16 protein-coding genes are annotated in these 16394 nt (G+C 66.3%); 7 read left to right on the top strand and 9 right to left on the bottom strand.

What is annotated here, in order from left to right:
* Positions 1-118: 118 nt before the first annotated feature.
* From QO058_RS08495 to QO058_RS08475, 5 genes are all read left to right on the top strand, one after another.
* Positions 119-1198, top strand: coding sequence for an ABC transporter substrate-binding protein (locus tag QO058_RS08495; RefSeq protein ID WP_284171594.1), 1080 nt, complete (start codon positions 119-121; stop codon positions 1196-1198).
* A 92-nt stretch (positions 1199-1290) separates the two neighbouring features.
* Positions 1291-2091, top strand: a complete 801-nt coding sequence (locus tag QO058_RS08490; protein WP_284171593.1) for an ABC transporter ATP-binding protein — start codon at positions 1291-1293, stop codon at positions 2089-2091.
* A gap of 24 nt (positions 2092-2115) precedes the next feature.
* On the top strand, positions 2116-2892 hold the full coding sequence (locus QO058_RS08485; protein ID WP_284171591.1) for an ABC transporter permease: 777 nt from the start codon (positions 2116-2118) through the stop codon (positions 2890-2892).
* Between the two features lie 88 nt (positions 2893-2980).
* Positions 2981-4360 (top strand): aminotransferase-like domain-containing protein, encoded by a 1380-nt coding sequence (locus QO058_RS08480; RefSeq protein ID WP_284171590.1) that lies wholly within the window; start codon positions 2981-2983, stop codon positions 4358-4360.
* A 142-nt stretch (positions 4361-4502) separates the two neighbouring features.
* Positions 4503-4946 carry a DUF983 domain-containing protein gene (locus tag QO058_RS08475; RefSeq protein ID WP_284171589.1) on the top strand — a complete coding sequence of 148 codons (444 nt, stop codon included), beginning with the start codon at positions 4503-4505 and terminating at the stop codon, positions 4944-4946.
* Here the strand turns inward: QO058_RS08475 and QO058_RS08470 are convergent.
* The 9 genes from QO058_RS08470 to uxaC all read right to left on the bottom strand — a co-directional run bounded on the left by QO058_RS08470 (position 4901) and on the right by uxaC (position 13817).
* Positions 4901-5761, bottom strand: a complete 861-nt coding sequence (locus tag QO058_RS08470) for a transporter substrate-binding domain-containing protein (RefSeq protein ID WP_284171588.1) — start codon at positions 5759-5761, stop codon at positions 4901-4903. The two genes, QO058_RS08475 and QO058_RS08470, sit on opposite strands and share 46 nt — an antisense overlap.
* Before the next feature lie 162 nt (positions 5762-5923).
* The gene (locus QO058_RS08465) at positions 5924-7393 is read right to left on the bottom strand and encodes a mannitol dehydrogenase family protein (protein ID WP_284171587.1); all 1470 of its coding nucleotides are present in this window, start codon (positions 7391-7393) and stop codon (positions 5924-5926) included.
* On the bottom strand, positions 7390-8670 hold the full coding sequence (locus QO058_RS08460; RefSeq protein ID WP_284171586.1) for a TRAP transporter large permease: 1281 nt from the start codon (positions 8668-8670) through the stop codon (positions 7390-7392). The genes QO058_RS08465 and QO058_RS08460 overlap by 4 nt, the downstream gene beginning before the upstream one ends.
* A 3-nt stretch (positions 8671-8673) precedes the next feature.
* Positions 8674-9207, bottom strand: coding sequence for a TRAP transporter small permease (locus tag QO058_RS08455; protein ID WP_284171585.1), 534 nt, complete (start codon positions 9205-9207; stop codon positions 8674-8676).
* 178 nt (positions 9208-9385) lie between these two features.
* Positions 9386-10369 (bottom strand): TRAP transporter substrate-binding protein, encoded by a 984-nt coding sequence (locus tag QO058_RS08450; protein WP_284171584.1) that lies wholly within the window; start codon positions 10367-10369, stop codon positions 9386-9388.
* Between the two features lie 94 nt (positions 10370-10463).
* Complete coding sequence (locus tag QO058_RS08445; RefSeq protein ID WP_284171583.1) at positions 10464-10805, bottom strand: cupin domain-containing protein; 342 nt, start codon at positions 10803-10805, stop codon at positions 10464-10466.
* Complete coding sequence (kduD, locus tag QO058_RS08440) at positions 10802-11566, bottom strand: 2-dehydro-3-deoxy-D-gluconate 5-dehydrogenase KduD (RefSeq protein ID WP_432212023.1); 765 nt, start codon at positions 11564-11566, stop codon at positions 10802-10804. Before kduD ends, QO058_RS08445 begins: the two co-directional genes overlap by 4 nt.
* A complete protein-coding gene (gene kduI / locus QO058_RS08435; protein WP_284171582.1) occupies positions 11566-12417 on the bottom strand; it encodes a 5-dehydro-4-deoxy-D-glucuronate isomerase in 852 nt (283 codons plus the stop codon). The genes kduD and kduI overlap by 1 nt, the downstream gene beginning before the upstream one ends.
* Positions 12414-13817 carry a glucuronate isomerase gene (gene uxaC / locus QO058_RS08430; RefSeq protein ID WP_284171581.1) on the bottom strand — a complete coding sequence of 468 codons (1404 nt, stop codon included), beginning with the start codon at positions 13815-13817 and terminating at the stop codon, positions 12414-12416. The genes kduI and uxaC overlap by 4 nt, the downstream gene beginning before the upstream one ends.
* A gap of 161 nt (positions 13818-13978) precedes the next feature.
* Between uxaC and QO058_RS08425 the strand changes: the two genes are divergently transcribed.
* Positions 13979-14716, top strand: a complete 738-nt coding sequence (locus tag QO058_RS08425) for a GntR family transcriptional regulator (RefSeq protein WP_284171580.1) — start codon at positions 13979-13981, stop codon at positions 14714-14716.
* Positions 14717-14902: 186 nt separating this feature from the next.
* Positions 14903-16393 carry an ABC transporter substrate-binding protein gene (locus QO058_RS08420; protein ID WP_432212022.1) on the top strand — a complete coding sequence of 497 codons (1491 nt, stop codon included), beginning with the start codon at positions 14903-14905 and terminating at the stop codon, positions 16391-16393.
* The last annotated feature ends 1 nt before the right edge of the window (position 16394 follow it).

Below are 16394 nucleotides of genomic sequence, written 5' to 3'. Positions count from 1 at the left end.
CTGCCGGCAAGATGGAAAACGCCTGCCCAAAAAAGCGGCAGACAACCCCGGCCGGTCGATTGACTCCCGATAAGGCCCCGCTAGCGTCGTCGTACAACATAAGCAGGGGTCGGCTTCGATGGTTCGTGATGTGAAATGGGGGCAGTCCGGCTCGCAGCCGGCCGGCGAAGGTCTGGTGTGGGCACTCACCCGCCGTATCGCATTGGCGGGTGCAGCGGCTCTGGCCCTGGGAGCGATGTCTCCGGCACAGGCGCAGACCGCGGTGAAGTTCACGCTCGACTGGGTGTTCCAGGGGCCGACCTCGCCCTTCCTGGTGGCGCTGGAGAAGGGCTACTACAAGGCCGAGGGGCTCGACGTGACCATGGATCCCGGCCAGGGCTCGGCCGGCGCGGTCCAGCGCGTCGCCACCGGCGCCTACGATATCGGCTTCGCCGATGTGAACTCGCTGATCGAGTACAACGCCAAGAACGCCGGCAAGGAGATCCTCTGCGTCTTCATGGCCTATGACTTCCCGCCCTTCGGCGTGCACACGCTGAAGAAGACCGGGATTTCGAAGCCGGCCGATCTCGCCGGCAAGAAGCTCGGCGCGCCAGTGTTCGACGCCTCGTTCCGGCTCTTCCCCGCCTTCGCCAAGAAGGTCGGCATCGACGCCAAGACCGTCAATCACGTCAACCTGACGCCGCAGCTGCGCGAGCAGTCGATGGTGCAGGGCACGGTCGACTTCATCAGCGGGCACTATTTCTCGTCGGTGCTCGACCTCAAGGCGCGCGGCGTGAAGCAGGAGGACATCGTCTCCTTCAACTACTCCGACTACAAGATGGACGTGTACGGCAACGGCATCATCGTCTCGCCGGCCTTCGCGGATAAGCCGGAGGTGGTCAAAGGCTTCCTGCGTGCCACCGCCAAGGCCTGGAAGGAAGTCGCCGCCAATCCGGCTCTCGGTATCGCCGCCGCCAAGAAGCGCGACCCGCTGATCGACGAGAAGCTCGAGACCGAGCGCCTCGACCTGTCGCTGAAGATGAACGTGCTGACGCCCTTCGTGAAGGAGAACGGCATGGGCGATGTCGATCCGGCGCGCTTTGCCCGCTCGGTTGTCGACGTCGCCGATGCCTTCGGCCTGCCTGCTGCGCCGGCGGCCGACAAGGTGTTCACCAACAAGTTCCTGCCGCCCATGGCGGAGCGCATGGTCGCGCCGTAGTGCTCAGCGGAAACGGCCGGGCTTGACCCGGCCATCTCCTGGAGTTTCCTCGTCCTGAGTTTCTCGGGACAAGCCCGAGAATGACGCCTTCCATGCCGGCTTCCTCCGACACCCCCCTCGTCGAATTGCGCAAGGTCAGCCTCGCCTATGGCAGCGGGCCCTCGCGCATGCTGGCGCTGGAGGATGCGACGCTCGACATCGCCAAGGGTGAGTTCATCGCCGTGGTCGGCCCCTCCGGCTGCGGTAAGTCCACGCTGATGAAGCTCGTCACCGGCCTGCTGCCGCCGACGGGTGGCGAGGTCCGCGTCCACGGCCAGCCGGTCAAGGGGCCGATCCGCGGTGTCGGCATGGCCTTCCAGGCGCCGACGCTGATGCCCTGGCGCACGACGCGCGACAACATCCTGCTGCCGCTCGAAGTGGTCGAGCCGCACAAGCGCCGCTTCCGCAGGAACAAGGCGGAGTATATCGAGCGCGTCGAGAAGCTCTTGGCTTCGGTCGGTCTCGGCGGCTTTGGCGACAAGTTCCCCTGGCAGCTTTCGGGTGGCATGCAGCAGCGTTCCAGTCTGTGCCGGGCGCTGGTGCACGAGCCCGAGATCCTGATGCTCGACGAGCCCTTCGGCGCGCTCGACGCCTTCACGCGCGAGGAGCTCTGGGGTGTGATGCAGGCGCTCTGGCTCGAGCGGCGCTTCACCGCCGTGCTGGTGACGCACGATCTGCGCGAAGCGGTCTATCTCGCCGACACCGTCTACGTGATGAGCCGGCGGCCGGGCAGGATCGTCAAGGTCAGCAAGATCGAGCTGCCGCGCCCGCGCACGCTGGAAACCACCTTCACCGCCGAGTTCGTCGACATCGTCCACGACCTGCGCGAGCGCATCCATATGGAGCATGCGTGATGCAGCCCCCGGCAGGATCGAAAAATGACTGATCGGCAGAGGCAGGTCCTGCTCGTCGCCATGCCCTGGCTCGCCATGGCGGCGCTGCTCATCCTCTGGGAACTCGCCTGCATCGTCTTCGACGTGCCGGAGATCCTGGCGCCAAGGCCGACGCGCATCTTCGAGGTGATGGTCCTGCGCTGGGACATCCTGCTGAAATACTGCCTGGAGACATTGTGGACGACGGCGATCGGTTTCGTGCTGGCGATCGGCTTCGGCGTCCTGCTCGGCCTCGCTGTCGGCGCCTCGCCCTTCGTCTATTCCGGGCTCTACCCGCTGCTGATCGCGTTCAACGCCGTGCCCAAGGTCGCGATCGTGCCGATCCTGATGATTTGGCTCGGCGTCGGCGCCTTGCCGGCGATCATCACCGCCTTCGTCATCTCCTTCTTCCCGATCGTGGTGAACGTCGCCACCGGCCTCGCCACGATCGAGCCGGAGATGCGCGATGTGATGCGCTCGCTCGGCGCCAGCCAGTGGGAGATCCTGACCAAGGTCGGCGTGCCGCGCGCCATGCCCTATCTCTTCGCCAGCCTGAAGGTGGCAGTGACGCTCGCCTTCATCGGCTCGGTGATCTCCGAGACGGTCGGCGGCAATCGCGGCATCGGCTTCCTGATGCTCTCGGCCGGGGCGCGTAACGACTCCGCCACGACCTTCGCCGGCCTCTTCGCCATCGCGATCATGGGCGTGCTGATGTACGCAGCCTGCGCGCTGGTCGAGCGTCGCATGACGCGCTGGGCTTTTCGCGGCGAGATCGTGGGCTGAGAGGACATTCCGCCGCTAGTGACAGAGCGTTCGCGCAACAATATACAGTCAATCCATTCAGCGCTTCGCCTCACTCGGACCCGCATCGATGGATTGGCTTCCGGACCTGACCCAGAGCGACAAGCCGCGCTATCTCGCCATCGCGGACCGCATCGCCGCCGATATCGCAGCGGGAGCGCTCATAGCCGGTGACAGGCTGCCGCCGCAGCGACGGCTGGCTGAGGCGCTCGCCGTCGACTTCACCACGGTGGCGCGCGGCTATGTCGAGGCGCAGCGGCGCGGCCTGGTCGAGTCGCGGGTCGGGCAGGGGACTTTCGTCAAGGTCGCGGCGGCGAAGGTTGCGGCGCCGCGGGCGCCATCGCCGGAACTGGTCGATCTCTCCATGACCTTGCCGCCGGAGCCCGACGATCCGGCACTGGTTGCCCGGCTGCAGCAGGGCATGGCAGAGATCGGCCAGCGGCTGGTCGGCCTCATGCGCTACCAGCCGCTTGGCGGCTCGCCCGCGGACAAGGCGGCGGCGGGGCTATGGCTGGGCCGGCGTGGGCTCACGCCGGCGCCCGAGCAACTCTTCGTCGTGCCGGGTGCCAATGCGGCGCTGCTGGCGATCCTGAGCAGCCTCGCCAAACCGAGCGATGCGGTGCTGTGCGAGGCGCTGACCTATCCCGGCATCCGCTCGATCTGCGCACAGCTTGGCCTGTCCCTGACTGGCCTGGCGATGAATGGCGACGGGCTCGATCCCGGGGCCTTCGCGGAGGCCTGCGCGCAATTGAAGCCAAAGGCGCTCTATCTCAATCCGATCCTGCAGAATCCGACCACCATCACCATGCCGGAGCGGCGGCGCCTTGAGATCGTGGCGATCGCCCGCCAGCACGGCGTGGCGATCATCGAGGACGATGCCTATGGCTTCGTGCCGCTGGCGGCGCCCGCTCCCTTCGCCGCGCTTGCGCCTGAGCTGACCTGGCACATCGCCGGCTTGTCGAAATGCCTCGGGGCCGGCTTGCGCCTCGCCTATGTGGTCGTGCCGGATATCCGCTCGGGCTGGCCCTTTACTGCTGCGCTGCGTGCCAGCTGCATCATGGCCTCGCCATTGACCGCTGCGCTGGCGACGCATTGGATCGACGATGGCAGTGCCGATGCGCTGCTCGATTTTCTCAGGACGGAGACGGCGGCGCGGCAGCGGCTCGCGGCAGAGATCCTGCCGGTGGGCTGCTATCGCGTCGATCCGCTGAGCTTCAATCTCTGGCTCGAATTGCCGCCGCCCTGGACCCGCTCCGCCTTCGTCGGACAGATGCAGGCGACCGGGATCGGCATCGTCGCCAGCGATGCCTTCGCCGCGTTGGGGCCGGCTCCAGAGGCCGTCCGCATCTGCCTGGGCGGGCCGATCGGCCGCAAGGCGCTCGGCGACGTGCTCGCCTTCATGGCGCACGCCCTGGAACATGCGCCGGAAGTCAACGCCCGCGCGCTCTAGCGAGGCGAACGCGCGCGGAGCGCACGGCCTGCGACATTGTTGCATGTCCGCCAATATTGACTGCAATCAATATTGGCATTATGTAGCGATTGATCTCCGGTGAATGCAGTCAATCATGTTGCGTCACCGCTAGGAGGACGACATGGCACATCAGCATTGGCCGGCGCTGTCTCCGCTCAAGACCGGCTTGCGCGGCCGCTGCCCGCGCTGCGGCGAAGGCCAGCTCTTCGACGGCTTCCTGACGCTGAAGCCGCGCTGCGAGGCCTGTGGGCTGGACTATTCCTTTGCCGATCCGGCGGACGGCCCGGCCTTCTTCGTGATGATGTTCGTCTGCGTGCCGGCGGTCGCCTTCCCGCTCTGGCTGGAGCTAAGCTACCAGCCGCCGACCTGGGTGCATCTGGTCACGACGCTGCCACTCGTCCTGCTGACCTGCATTCCGCCCTTGCGGCCGCTGAAGGGTTGGCTCGTCGCCTCGCAATTCTTCTACAAGGCCGAGGAGGGTCGGCTGGCGAAGCCGAGCCAGCCCGCCAAGGACGAGCCTCAGAACGGGCTCACCGGGAAGAACCGGATGAATAGCCTGGCATAAGTGCCATCGTCCCAGAGGCCCTGCAGCGCGTAGTCGACCGCCCGCTTCAAAGCGAGGTCGTCCTTGCGCAGCAGGAAGCCGATGCCTTCGCCGAAATAGCGCGCCTCGAGATAGGGGCCGCCGGCGAAGGCGAATTCGCTGCCGCCACGCCCGGCGATGGTCAGCGCCAGCGAGACGCCGTCGCCGAAGACGTATTCGGCGTCACCGCTGCGCAACAAGGCCAACGCCGCCTGCAGGTCCGGCGCCGAGCGGCGCTGGATGAAGGGCGCGAGGCGTTCGAGGAAGGCTTCGTGCGCCGTCCCGGCGACCACGGCGACGCGCTTGCCGCGCAGCGCGATCAATTCGAGCTCCGGCTGCGCGTTGCCGCGCGTCGTCAGCAGTCGGCCCGGCGAGCGATGATAGATCTGGCTCGCGGCGAAGCGGGTGCGCAGCTCAGCCGTGACAGGAATCGCGGCGGCGAGCACATCGCCGCGACCCTCGGCCAGTGAATCCAGCAATGTGTCGAAGCGGCGGGCCTGGATGGTGCAGCTCAGGACGAGCTTTTCGCAGACCGCGCGCGCGAGCTCGACAGAGAAGCCGGTGATGCCGCCCTCCGGCGTGGCGAAATGCATCGGCGGGAAATCGTCGTCGGTGAGGAAGCGGATCACCCGCGGCGGGCCGAGGTCGGGCCGCTCGACCCGGACATTCGGATCCCAGTAGTTCGGCACGACGTAAGATGAGGCCGGCTGCGCCTGGGCCTTCGCTCCGCACGAGGGCAGGAGCAGCAGCGCGGCGAGGGCGCTCGTGGCCAGGGCGTTGGCGAAGCGGGCGATCATGCCGGCATCTGGCGCCAGGGTGAGGTGGGGATCAAGAGGGACGAGGCGCGTCATTCTCGGGCGAAGCGAAGCGCAGACCCGAGAATCTCAGGACGGAAAGGCACGATGGGAGGCTGATCCGGCCTGAGATGCTCGGGTCAAGCCCGAGCATGACGGGTGTCCTTACCCCAGCGCTGCAGCCGTCGCCTTCGCGCCCTTCTGGAACAGGCTGTCGAGATGGCGCGCCACCTGCCCGATGAAGCGCTCCTCTCGCGGCAGGTCATCGCCGAAGATCGCGCCGATGCCTAACAGGGCCGTGCTCAGTGCCACGGCATCGCGGCCAAGGGCCTTGGCGCGTAGCGCGAACTCGGCCGCCAAAGGATCGCGCACGTCGATCGGCTGGCCCTTCTCGTCGATCCCGGCGGCATAGGCCATCCAGGCGGCGACGCCGAGCGCGAGATGCTCGATCGGCGCGCCAGCCTTCAGCCGCTCGCGGATGGTGCCGAGCAGGCGCTGCGGCAGCTTCTGCGAGCCGTCCATGGCGATCTGCCAGGTGCGATGCCTGATCGCCGGGTTCTGGAAGCGGGCGAGAAGATCGCTGGCATAAGCCTTGAGATCGACGCCCTGCGGTGCCGGCACGGTCGGGATGATCTCGCCCCAGAGCCCTTGCAGGAAGCGGGCGAAGACCGGATCGCCGCTCGCGGCCGCGACCGTCTCGTGCCCGGCGAGATAGCCGAGATAGGCGAGGCTCGAATGCGCGCCGTTGAGCATGCGCAGCTTCATGAACTCGAAGGGGGCGACCTCCGAGACCATCTGCGCGCCAACCTCGTGCCAGCGCGGGCGGCCAGCAGCGAAGACGTCCTCGACCGCCCATTGCCGGAAAGGCTCGCCTATCACGGGCGCGGCATCATCGAGCCCGAGCAGGCTCGCGACCTCGGCGATGTCGGCGTCGGTCGTCGCCGGCACGATGCGGTCGACCATGGTCGAGGGGAAGGCGCCGTTGGCCTCGATCCAGGCAGCCAGGGCGTCGTCGCGCAGCGCAGCGAAGTCGCGGACGAGGCCGGCCAGCACATGGCCGTTGGAGGGGAGGTTGTCGCAGCAGAGCGCGGTGAAGGGGCCGAGGCCCGCGGCCTTGCGCGCCGCGAGGCCGGCGACGATCAGGCCGACGGCCGAGCGCGGTGCATCCGGATTGGCGAGGTCGTGGACGATGTCGGGATGATCGGCCTTGAGCTTTCCGGTCGCCGGGTCGTGGCAATAGCCCTTCTCTGTGACGGTGAGCGAGACGATCCTGGTCTCGGATGCGGCGAGCCTTGCGACCAGCGTCTGCGGGCTCTCGGGGGCGACGAGGACGTCGAGCACCGAACCAATGACGCGCAGCTCCGGTCCGGAAGGCGCGCGCTTCAGGAAGGTGTAGAGCCCGTCTTGCGGTCTGAGCCGGTCGCGCTGGTCGGGCCGCTGCAGGCTGGCGCCGATGATGCCCCAGGCGCCGAACTCGGTCTCCAGCGCGTCGTCGGTGAACTCGCACATATGGGCGCGCGTGAAGGCACCGAGGCCGAGATGGACGATGCCGGGCGTGAGCGTGCTCCGATCATAGCCCGGCCGCCTGACGGCAGCCGGAAGGGAAGCGAGCGTGGCGGAGGACAGGCGCGTCAATGGAACAGCCTCGGCAGCCAGAGGGAGATGCCGGGCACATAGGTCACCAGCAGCAGCACGGCAACCGAGGCGCCGTAGAAGGGCCAGATCGTGCGCATGGATTCGCCGATAGAGATCCGCCCGATGGCGCAGGCGACGAACTGCACCGAGCCGACCGGCGGGGTGTTCAGTCCGATGCCGGCATTGAGGATCAGGATCACGCCGAAATGCACGGGGTCGACGCCGAAGGCCTTCACCACCGGCAGGAAGATCGGCGTGCAGATGATGATCATCGGCGCCATGTCCATGAAGGTCCCGAGCACCAGCAGGATCAGGTTGATCATCAGCAGGATGACGAGCGGGTTGTCGGAGACCGCCTTCATCGCCGCGATCGTCGCCTGCGGCACCTCCAAGAAGGCCATCAGCCAGCCGAAGGAGCCGGCCGTGCCGATCACCAAAAGCACCATCGCCGTGGTTCTGACAGCGCCGAGCGTCGCCTCGACGAAAGCGGTCCAGGTCAATTGCCGGTAGACCAGGATGGTGACGAGGATGGCGTAGACCACCGCAACGCAGGAGGATTCCGTCGCGGTGAAGACGCCGGAGCGAACGCCGCCGAAGATGATGCCGATCAGCAGGATGCCTGGCGTGGCGACGACGACATAACGGCCGACGGCGGCGAAGCCCGGAAAGGCCTCGCGCGGATAGCCGCGCTTCACCGCCACTGCCCAGGCGGCGAACATCAGCGAGCCGCAGAGCAGCAGGCCGGGAACGACGCCGGCGGTGAACAGGTCGGCGATCGAAATATTGCCGCCCGCCGAGAGCGAATAGATGATCATGTTGTGCGAGGGCGGGATCAAAAGCGCGATGATCGCCGCGTTCGCGGTGACGTTGACGGCGTAGTCGGCGTCGTAGCCGCGCTTCTTCATCTGCGGGATCATCAGGCCGCCGACGGCGGAGGCATCGGCCACGGCCGAGCCGGAAATGCCGCCGAAGAGCGTGCAGGTCACGACATTGACCTGGCCGAGGCCGCCGCGCAGATGACCGACGAGGCTCGACGCCATCTGGATCAGCCGCTCGGCGATGCCGCCGCGGATCATCAGGTCGCCGGCATAGATGAAGAACGGGATCGCCATCATGGCGAAGGCGTTCATGCCGGAATTCATCTGCTGGAAGACGACGACCGGCGGCAGGCCCATATAGGCGACGGTCGCGACCGAGGCGATGCCGAGGCAGAAGGCGACGGGCACGCCGATCAGCAGCAGCAGCGAGAAAGTGCCGAAGAGAACCCAGAGTTCCATTCCTCAGACCTCCTGCTCGGAGCCGAAATGGCCGAAGCCGAGCGGGGCCTGCGTCAGGCCGGTGACGAAGAGCAGCATCTTCTCGAGCGCGAACAGCGCGATCAGCGCACCGCCGGCGGCGATCGGAACATAGTCCCAGCCGCGCGAGATGCCGATGATCGGCATGCGGTCGCTCCAGGTCCCGGCGGCGAGCTGGCTGCCATAGCCGAGCATCGCCAGGCCGAAGAGGCAGACCAGGCCCTCGCCGATGAGAACGAGCGCGGCCCGCAGCGGCGGCGGCGACATGGCGAGCCCGACTTCGAAGCCGAGATGGTCGCTCTCGCGGACGCCGACGGCGGCGCCGAGCAGGATGAACCAGGACATCAGGAAGAGCGAGCCGGCCTCGACCCAGATCGGCGTGTCGTTCAGCACATAGCGGCCGAACACGCCCCAGGCGACCATCACCGTCATCAGCACGAGGCCGGTGCCGGCGGTGAACAGGGCATAGAGGCTGAGCTTGGCGCCGAGGCGCGTCAGAAGCGCGGTGAAGGCGTGCATGGGATGTCCGGTGCCGGGTTTTCTATGCTCAGCCCTCATCCTGAGGAGCCGCGAAGCGGCGTCTCGAAGGATGGTTCCAGCGTGCACTGGATCATCCTTCGAGACGCGATCTGCGATCGCTCCTCAGGATGAGGGCTTTGGAAGTCGGGGCGGCCCGGAGGCCGCCCCGCAGTTCAGCTCACTTCACCGCCTGGATGGCGGCGACCATGTCCTTGAGCTTCGCGTCGGTGACGAACTTGTCGTAGACCGGCTTCATCGCGTCGATGAAGGGCTGCTTCTCGATGGCGTTGACCTGGGCGCCGCCGGCCTTGACCTTGGCTTCCGAGGCCTTCTCGCGGGCGTCCCAGAGCTCGCGCATCTTGAGGACGGACTCCTTCGCTGCCGCCTTGATCAGCGCCTGGTCGGCTGCGTTGAACTTGTCGAAGCTCTTCTTCGACATCACCAGCACTTCCGGCGAGAGCGAGTGCTCGGTCACCGAATAGAATTTCGAGACCTCGAAATGCCGGGTCGACTCGTAGGAGGGCCAGTTGTTCTCGGCGCCGTCGATGACGCCGGTCTGCAAGGCCGAATAGACTTCGCCGAACGGCATCGGCGTGGCGTTGGCGCCGAGGGCCGAGACCAGCGCGACGAACATGTCGGACTGCTGTACGCGGATTTTCATGCCCTTCATGTCGGCGGGCGTGTTGATCGCCTTCTTCGAATTGTAGAAGGAGCGCGAGCCGGAATCGTAGAAGGCGAGGCCGATCAGGTCGTGCTTCTCGAAATCCTTGAGCAGGTTGTCGCCGATCGAGCCGTCCATGACCTTCCGCATGTGGTCGACCGAGCGGAAGATGAAGGGCAGGGACGGCACGTTGGTCGCCGGGATCAGGTTGTTGAACGGCGCCATGTTGATGCGGTTGATGTCGATCACGCCGAAGCGCGTCTGGTCGATCGTGTCCTTCTCCTGGCCGAGCTGGGCCGAGTGGAAGACGTTGATCTTGATCCGCCCTTGCGTGCGCTCCTCGAGCAGCTTGCTCATGTGCCGGACGGCCTCGACCGTCGGATAGTCGGTCGGATGGATGTCGGTCGAGCGCAGGGTGACGTTCTGCGCCTGCGCCGAGGTCGCGAGCAGCGCGGCGAAGGCGACGCCGGCGAGCGCGGAGAAACTCCGTCGATTGAGCATGGTCTTGTCCTCTCCCCAAAATGATCGCCGGCTTATTCCGGTCGTTCTTGTCCCCTGACGGGAGCCGCGCCGGCACGGCCGGCACGGCGAGCTCTCACAAAAATTCCGTCCGCATCGGTGTGAAGGAATCGATCAATTGCCCGGCCTCGATGTTGACCACGCCGTGGACGAGGTTCTCGGGCACGAAGAAGGTGTCACCGGCGGCAAGCCGGCTGGTCTTGCCGTCGATGGTGACGTCGAAGACGCCGCTCTCGACATAGGACGCCTGGCGGTGCGGATGCTGGTGCGCCTTGCCGATCGCACCTCGCTCGAAGACGACGCGCACCACCATCAGGTCCGGCCCATAGGCCATGATCTTGCGCCTGACACCGGGCTCGGTCGGCTCCCAGGCGATGTCACCGTCGCGCTGGAAGAAGGAGTTGAGACGGTTCGTCATCGGGCCAGCCAGCCTCCGTCGACGGGAAGGATCGCGCCGTGGATGTAGGCGGCCGCGTCGCTCGCCAGGAACACGGCCGCGCCGCCGATATCCGAGGGCTTGCCCCAGCGGCCGGCCGGGATCCGGGCGAGGATCGCGGTGTTGCGGTCGGCGTCGGCGCGCAAGGCTTCGGTGTTGTTGCTCTCGACATAGCCGGGGGCGATCGCGTTGACGTTGATGCCCTTGGCCGCCCATTCGCAGGCGAGCAGCCGCGTCAGGCCAGCGAGCCCGCTCTTGCTCGCCGTATAGGAGGCGACGCGGATGCCGCCCTGGAAGGAGAGCAGCGAGGCGATGTTGACGATGCGCCCGCCGCGGCCGGCGGCGAGCGCCGCCTTGGCGAAGGCCTGGGCCAGGAAGAAATTGGCCTTGAGGTTGAGGTTCATCACCTCATCCCAGTCGCTCTCGCTGAAATCGAGCGCGTCGGCGCGGCGGATGATGCCGGCATTGTTGACGAGGATGTCGAGCGGGCCGGTGAGATCCGAGGCCTGTTCGATCACGCGCTGGGCGATGCCGTTCTGCTGCAGATCGACCTGAAGCGCGAAGCAGGTCCCACCTGCCTCGGCGATCAGCTTTTCCGTCTCCGCCATGCTCGAACGGCCGGCCGCGACGACCCTGGCGCCGGCCTCAGCCAACGCCAGCGCAATGCCCTGGCCGATACCGGTATTGGCGCCGGTGACCAGCGCTCTGCGGCCTTCCAGCGAGAAGGGCGAACGCGTCACCATCAGCGCAGCGTATCCACCGGGGCGGCGTCCATGTCGGTGAACTCGACATTGTCGCCGGCCATGGCCCAGACGAAGGCATAGTTCGAGGTGCCGCAGCCGCAATGGATCGACCAGTTCGGCGCGATCACCGCCTGCTCGTTGGCGACGAGCAAATGGCGGGTCTGCTGCGGCTCACCCATGAAGTGGAAGACGCGGTGGGCGGGATCGAGGTTGAAGTAGAGATAGGCTTCCATCCGCCGCGTATGCGTGTGGCAGGGCATAGAGTTCCAGACCGACCCCGGCTCCAGCGCCGTCATGCCCATCACCAGCTGGTTGGTGCCGGTGCTGTTCGGCATGATGTATTGCCGGATAGTGCGCTTGTTCGAGGTTTCGCTAGCGCCAAGATGGATGGTGTTGGCGTCTTCCTTGCGGATGAGCTGGTGCTTGGCTTCGCGATGGGCCGGAGCGCTGGTCAGGTAGAACTTCGCCGGGTTGGCCGGGTCGGCGCTGGCGAAGGAGACGTCCTTTGCGCCGAGGCCGACATAGAGCGCGTCGAGCGACGGCAAGTCGAAGCGCTCGCCATCGACCGTGACCGAGCCGGCGCCGCCGAGATTGATCACCCCGAGCTCGCGGCGTGCCAGGAAGAAGGGCGTGCCGGTCGGCGGGAACGGATCGAGCGTCAGCGGCTTTGCGGCCGGCGTCGCGCCGCCGACGATCATGCGGTCATAATGGCTATAGGTCAGCGCGACCTCGCCGGGCACGAAGATGCGCTCAATCAGGAAGTCCTGGCGCAGGGTCTCGGTGTCGTAGCCCTTCACGTCACGCGGATGGGCAGCCTGACGTTCGTCGATGGTTTTTGCAGCACTGGTCACAGCCGGTAAGCCTCCTTGGCCAGGCGGTAGGCGAGATCATGGGCGACTTCGGCAGCCTCGTCCTCGTCGAGCCGATGCTCGGCGACGAGCTTGGCGAGGTAGGCGCAGTCGCAGCGGCGGGCGACGTCGTGGCGCGCCGGGATCGAGAGATAGGCGCGCGTGTCGTCGTTGAAGCCGACGGTGTTGTAGAAGCCGGCGGTCTCGGTGGTGAGCTCGCGGAAGCGCAGCATCGCCTCGGGCGCATCGAGGAACCACCAGCCAGGCCCGAGCTTCAGCGCCGGGTAATGGCCAGCGAGCGGAGCGAGCTCGCGCGAATAGCTGGTCTCGTCGAGGGTGAAGGCGATGACGGTGAGGTTCGGCTCGTTGCCGACGGCGTCGAGCAAGGGCTTCAGCGCCGAGACATAGTCCATGCCGCGCGGGATGTCGGAGCCCATGTCGCGGCCGAACTGTTCGAACAGATGCGGGTTGTGGTTGCGGTGGGAACCGGGATGGATCTGCAGGACGAGCCCGTCGTCGAGGCTCATCTTCGCCATCTCGGTCAGCATCTGGCCGCGGAAGACGTCGGCGTCCTCGGCCGAGAACTTGCCTTTCAGGATCTTGGCGAAGAGCTTCTCGCACTCGGCCGAGGTCAGGTTGGCGGTGCGGGCCGTGGCATGGCCATGGTCGGAGGAGGTCGCGCCGTGCTCGATGAAATAGGCGCGGCGCTTGCGGTGGGCTTCGAGATAGCCGTTCCAGCTGCCGACATCCTCGCCTGTCAGCTCGCCGAACTGCTCGAGATTGCCCTTGAAGCCCTCGAATTCGGGATCGACCACGCTGTCGGGACGATAGGCGGTGACGACCTTGCCGCCCCAGCCTGAGTCCTTGATCATGTCGTGCCACTTCAGCGGATCGAGCGCGCCCTCGGTCGTCGCGATCGCCTCGATGTTGAAGCGCTCGAACAGGGCGCGCGGGCGCATCGCGTCCTGCTCCAGCTGCTCGGCGATGCGGTCATAGATGCGGTCGGCGCTCTCGGCCGAGAGGCGCTCGGTGATGCCGAAGATCGTCCAAGCCGCATGCTCGAACCAGAGCCTGGTCGGCGTGCCCCGGAACAAATGCCAGTTGCTGGCGAAGAGCTTCCAGACCTTGCGCGGATCGGCTTCGACCTCGCCACCGTCCTTGCGGGCGATGCCGAGCTGTTCGAGCCGGACACCCTGCGAATAGAGCATGCGGAAGATGTAGTGGTCCGGCTTGACGAAGAGGGTCGCCGGATCGGGGAACGGCTCGTTCTCGGCGAACCAGCGCGGATCCGTGTGGCCGTGCGGCGAGATGATCGGCAGGTCGCGAATGCCGGCATAGAGGCGGCGCGCGATTCCGCGGGTCACCGGTTCGGCAGGCAAAAGACGATCGTCGTGCAGCAGCATTGCTGGCGTTTCCTCTGGCGGGCCGGACCATAGGGCCGGCGCTGGTGGCGCGTCAATATACTAATATACTAGTATGCGTTGGTCCGACGTGTTACGCCCTTATTGGCTGCGGAGCGCGCATCGTGGTCCAATAAGGGACTGATCATGGCCGGGATAGGACGATGTCGGAAGCGCTAGGGGGAGGCGAGATTGGGGCACTACGCCGCGAGCGCAAACCGCAGCGCCTGGCCGCGGCATCCGCAGGCCGCGCCACGGCCGCTTCCGTCGTGCAGGACGAGCTTCGCCGCGAGATCCTCGACATGGTGCTGCGGCCCGGCGTGGCCCTGTCCGAGAAGGATCTCACCGCCCGCTTCGGCATGAGCCGCACGCCCGTACGCGAGGCGCTGATTCGGCTGAAGGAAGAGGGGCTGGTCGAGATCTTTCCACAGGCCGGCACCTTCGTCGCCCGCATTCCGGTGGGCGCGATCCCCGAGGCGGTCTTCATTCGCCAGGCGCTTGAATGCGCCACGGTCGAGGTGCTGGCGCGGATCGCGAGCGCCGACGATATCGCCCGGCTCGATGCGACGATCGCGACGCTGCACGAATCGCATGAGGCGAACGACCAGGAGCGTTTCCACCTTGCCGACGAGGCTTTCCACGAGGTGCTCGCCGAGGGGGCCGGCTATCCCGGCGTCTGGAAGCTCGCCCATGCCGCGAAGAGCCAGATCGACCGCTGCCGGCGCATGACGCTGCCGGTGCCAGGACGGATGGCGATGGTGATCCGCGAGCACCTCGCCATCGTCGACGAGATCAGGCGGCACGACGCCTCGGCCGCGGTCGTCGCGATGCGACAGCATTTGGGCACGCTGCTGCCCGACCTGGTGCATCTCAAGGCGAGCTATCCGGATTATTTCGTGTGATCGAAGCCGTCATTCTCGGGCGAAGCGAAGCGCAGACCCGAGAATCTCAGGACGAGAGGACGCTATCGGAGCCTCTTCTGGCCTGAGATGTTCGGGTCAAGCCCGAGCATGACGCCCTCTTCACTGCACTTGCCTCGCTCCCATCTCCCGCGCCATCTTGCGCCGCCACATCAGGGAGGCGGGATGATGACGACGCGGCGCGATCTTCTGGCGGGAGCGGGCCTCACCGCGCTTGCAATTCAGCTTCCGCTCTCCGCCTTCGCGCAGGCTAAGGATAGCGTCACCATCGGCATGACACTGGAGCCTCCGACGCTCGACCCGACCTCGGGCGCGGCCCAGGCGATCCGCGAGGTCGTGCTGCAGAACATCTTCGAGGGGCTGGTGGCGATGGATCGCACCGGCAAGCTCGTGCCAGCGCTGGCCGAGAGCTGGACGCTCGCCGCCGACAACCTCACCTACACCTTCAAGCTCAGGCCCAACGCGCGCTTCCATGACGGCACGCCGTTCTCCTCGCGCGATGTGAAGTTCTCCTTCGAGCGGGCGGTCGGACCCGATTCGACCAATGCCCAGCGCTGGATCTTCACGCCGATCGAGAGCATCGAGGCGCCCGATCCGGTCAGGCTCATCATCAAGCTGAAGCAGCCAACGGCGAACTTCGTCTACGGACTGAGCTGGGGTGATGCGATCGTCGTCTCGTCGGCGACGGCAGCGAACAACAAGACCAATCCGATCGGCACTGGCCCTTTCAAGTTCGCGCGCTGGAACCGCGGCGACCGGCTCGAACTGGCACGCAACGACGAGTACTGGGGCGCCAAGCCTGCGCTGGCGAAGGCGGTCTTCCGCTTCATCTCCGACCCGCAGGCGCAGGTCGCGGCGCTCAGGGCCGGCGATATCGACGTCTTCACCAATCTCTCGGCGCCGGAAGCGATCCCGCAGCTCAAGGCTGATCCCAAGCTCAAGGTCACGCTCGGCAAGACCGAGGGCGAGACCATCCTCGCCATCAACAACGCCAAGGCGCCGTTCAGCGATGTCCGCGTACGCCAGGCGATCTCGCATGTGCTCGATCGCAAGACGATCGCGCTCGGCATCTATGGATTCGACCTCGACTATATCGGCAGCCATTTCTCGCCGCTGCACCCGGCTTATGTCGATCTGACCGGGACCTATCCGGTCGACCTCGCCAAGGCGAAGAGTCTGCTCGCTGCGGCCGGCTTCCCGAAGGGCTTTGAATGCACGCTGCGCCTGCCGCCGCCGGCCTATGCCAGGCGCGGCGGCGAGATCGTCGCGGCGCTATTGGCGCAAATCGGGATCACCGCGAAGATCGAGCCACTGGAATTCCCGCAATGGCTGGAGCGGGTGTTCAAGGCGCGGGATTTCGACCTGACGATCATCTCGCACACCGAGCCGCTCGACATCGCCAACTACGCCCGCGACGACTATTATTTCCAGTACAGGAACCCCGAGTTCAAGGCGCTGATCGAGAAGATCGATCGCACCGTCGACGAGGCCGAGCGCAACAAGCTCTATGGCGACGCCCAGCGCATGCTGGCGCGCGACGCTGTCAACGGCTTCCTCTTCATCCTGCCGAAGATCACGGTGACCAAGGCTGATCTCGACGGCATGTGGACCGACTGGCCGCTGCCGCTGACGCCGCTGGCGGAGGTGCGCTGGCGCTGAG

It is taken from the genome of Bosea vestrisii (genome assembly GCF_030144325.1).
Classification (GTDB): domain Bacteria; phylum Pseudomonadota; class Alphaproteobacteria; order Rhizobiales; family Beijerinckiaceae; genus Allobosea; species Allobosea vestrisii_A.
The sequence above is the reverse complement of the archived record's forward strand: the minus strand, read 5'-3'. Positions and strand labels throughout refer to the sequence as shown.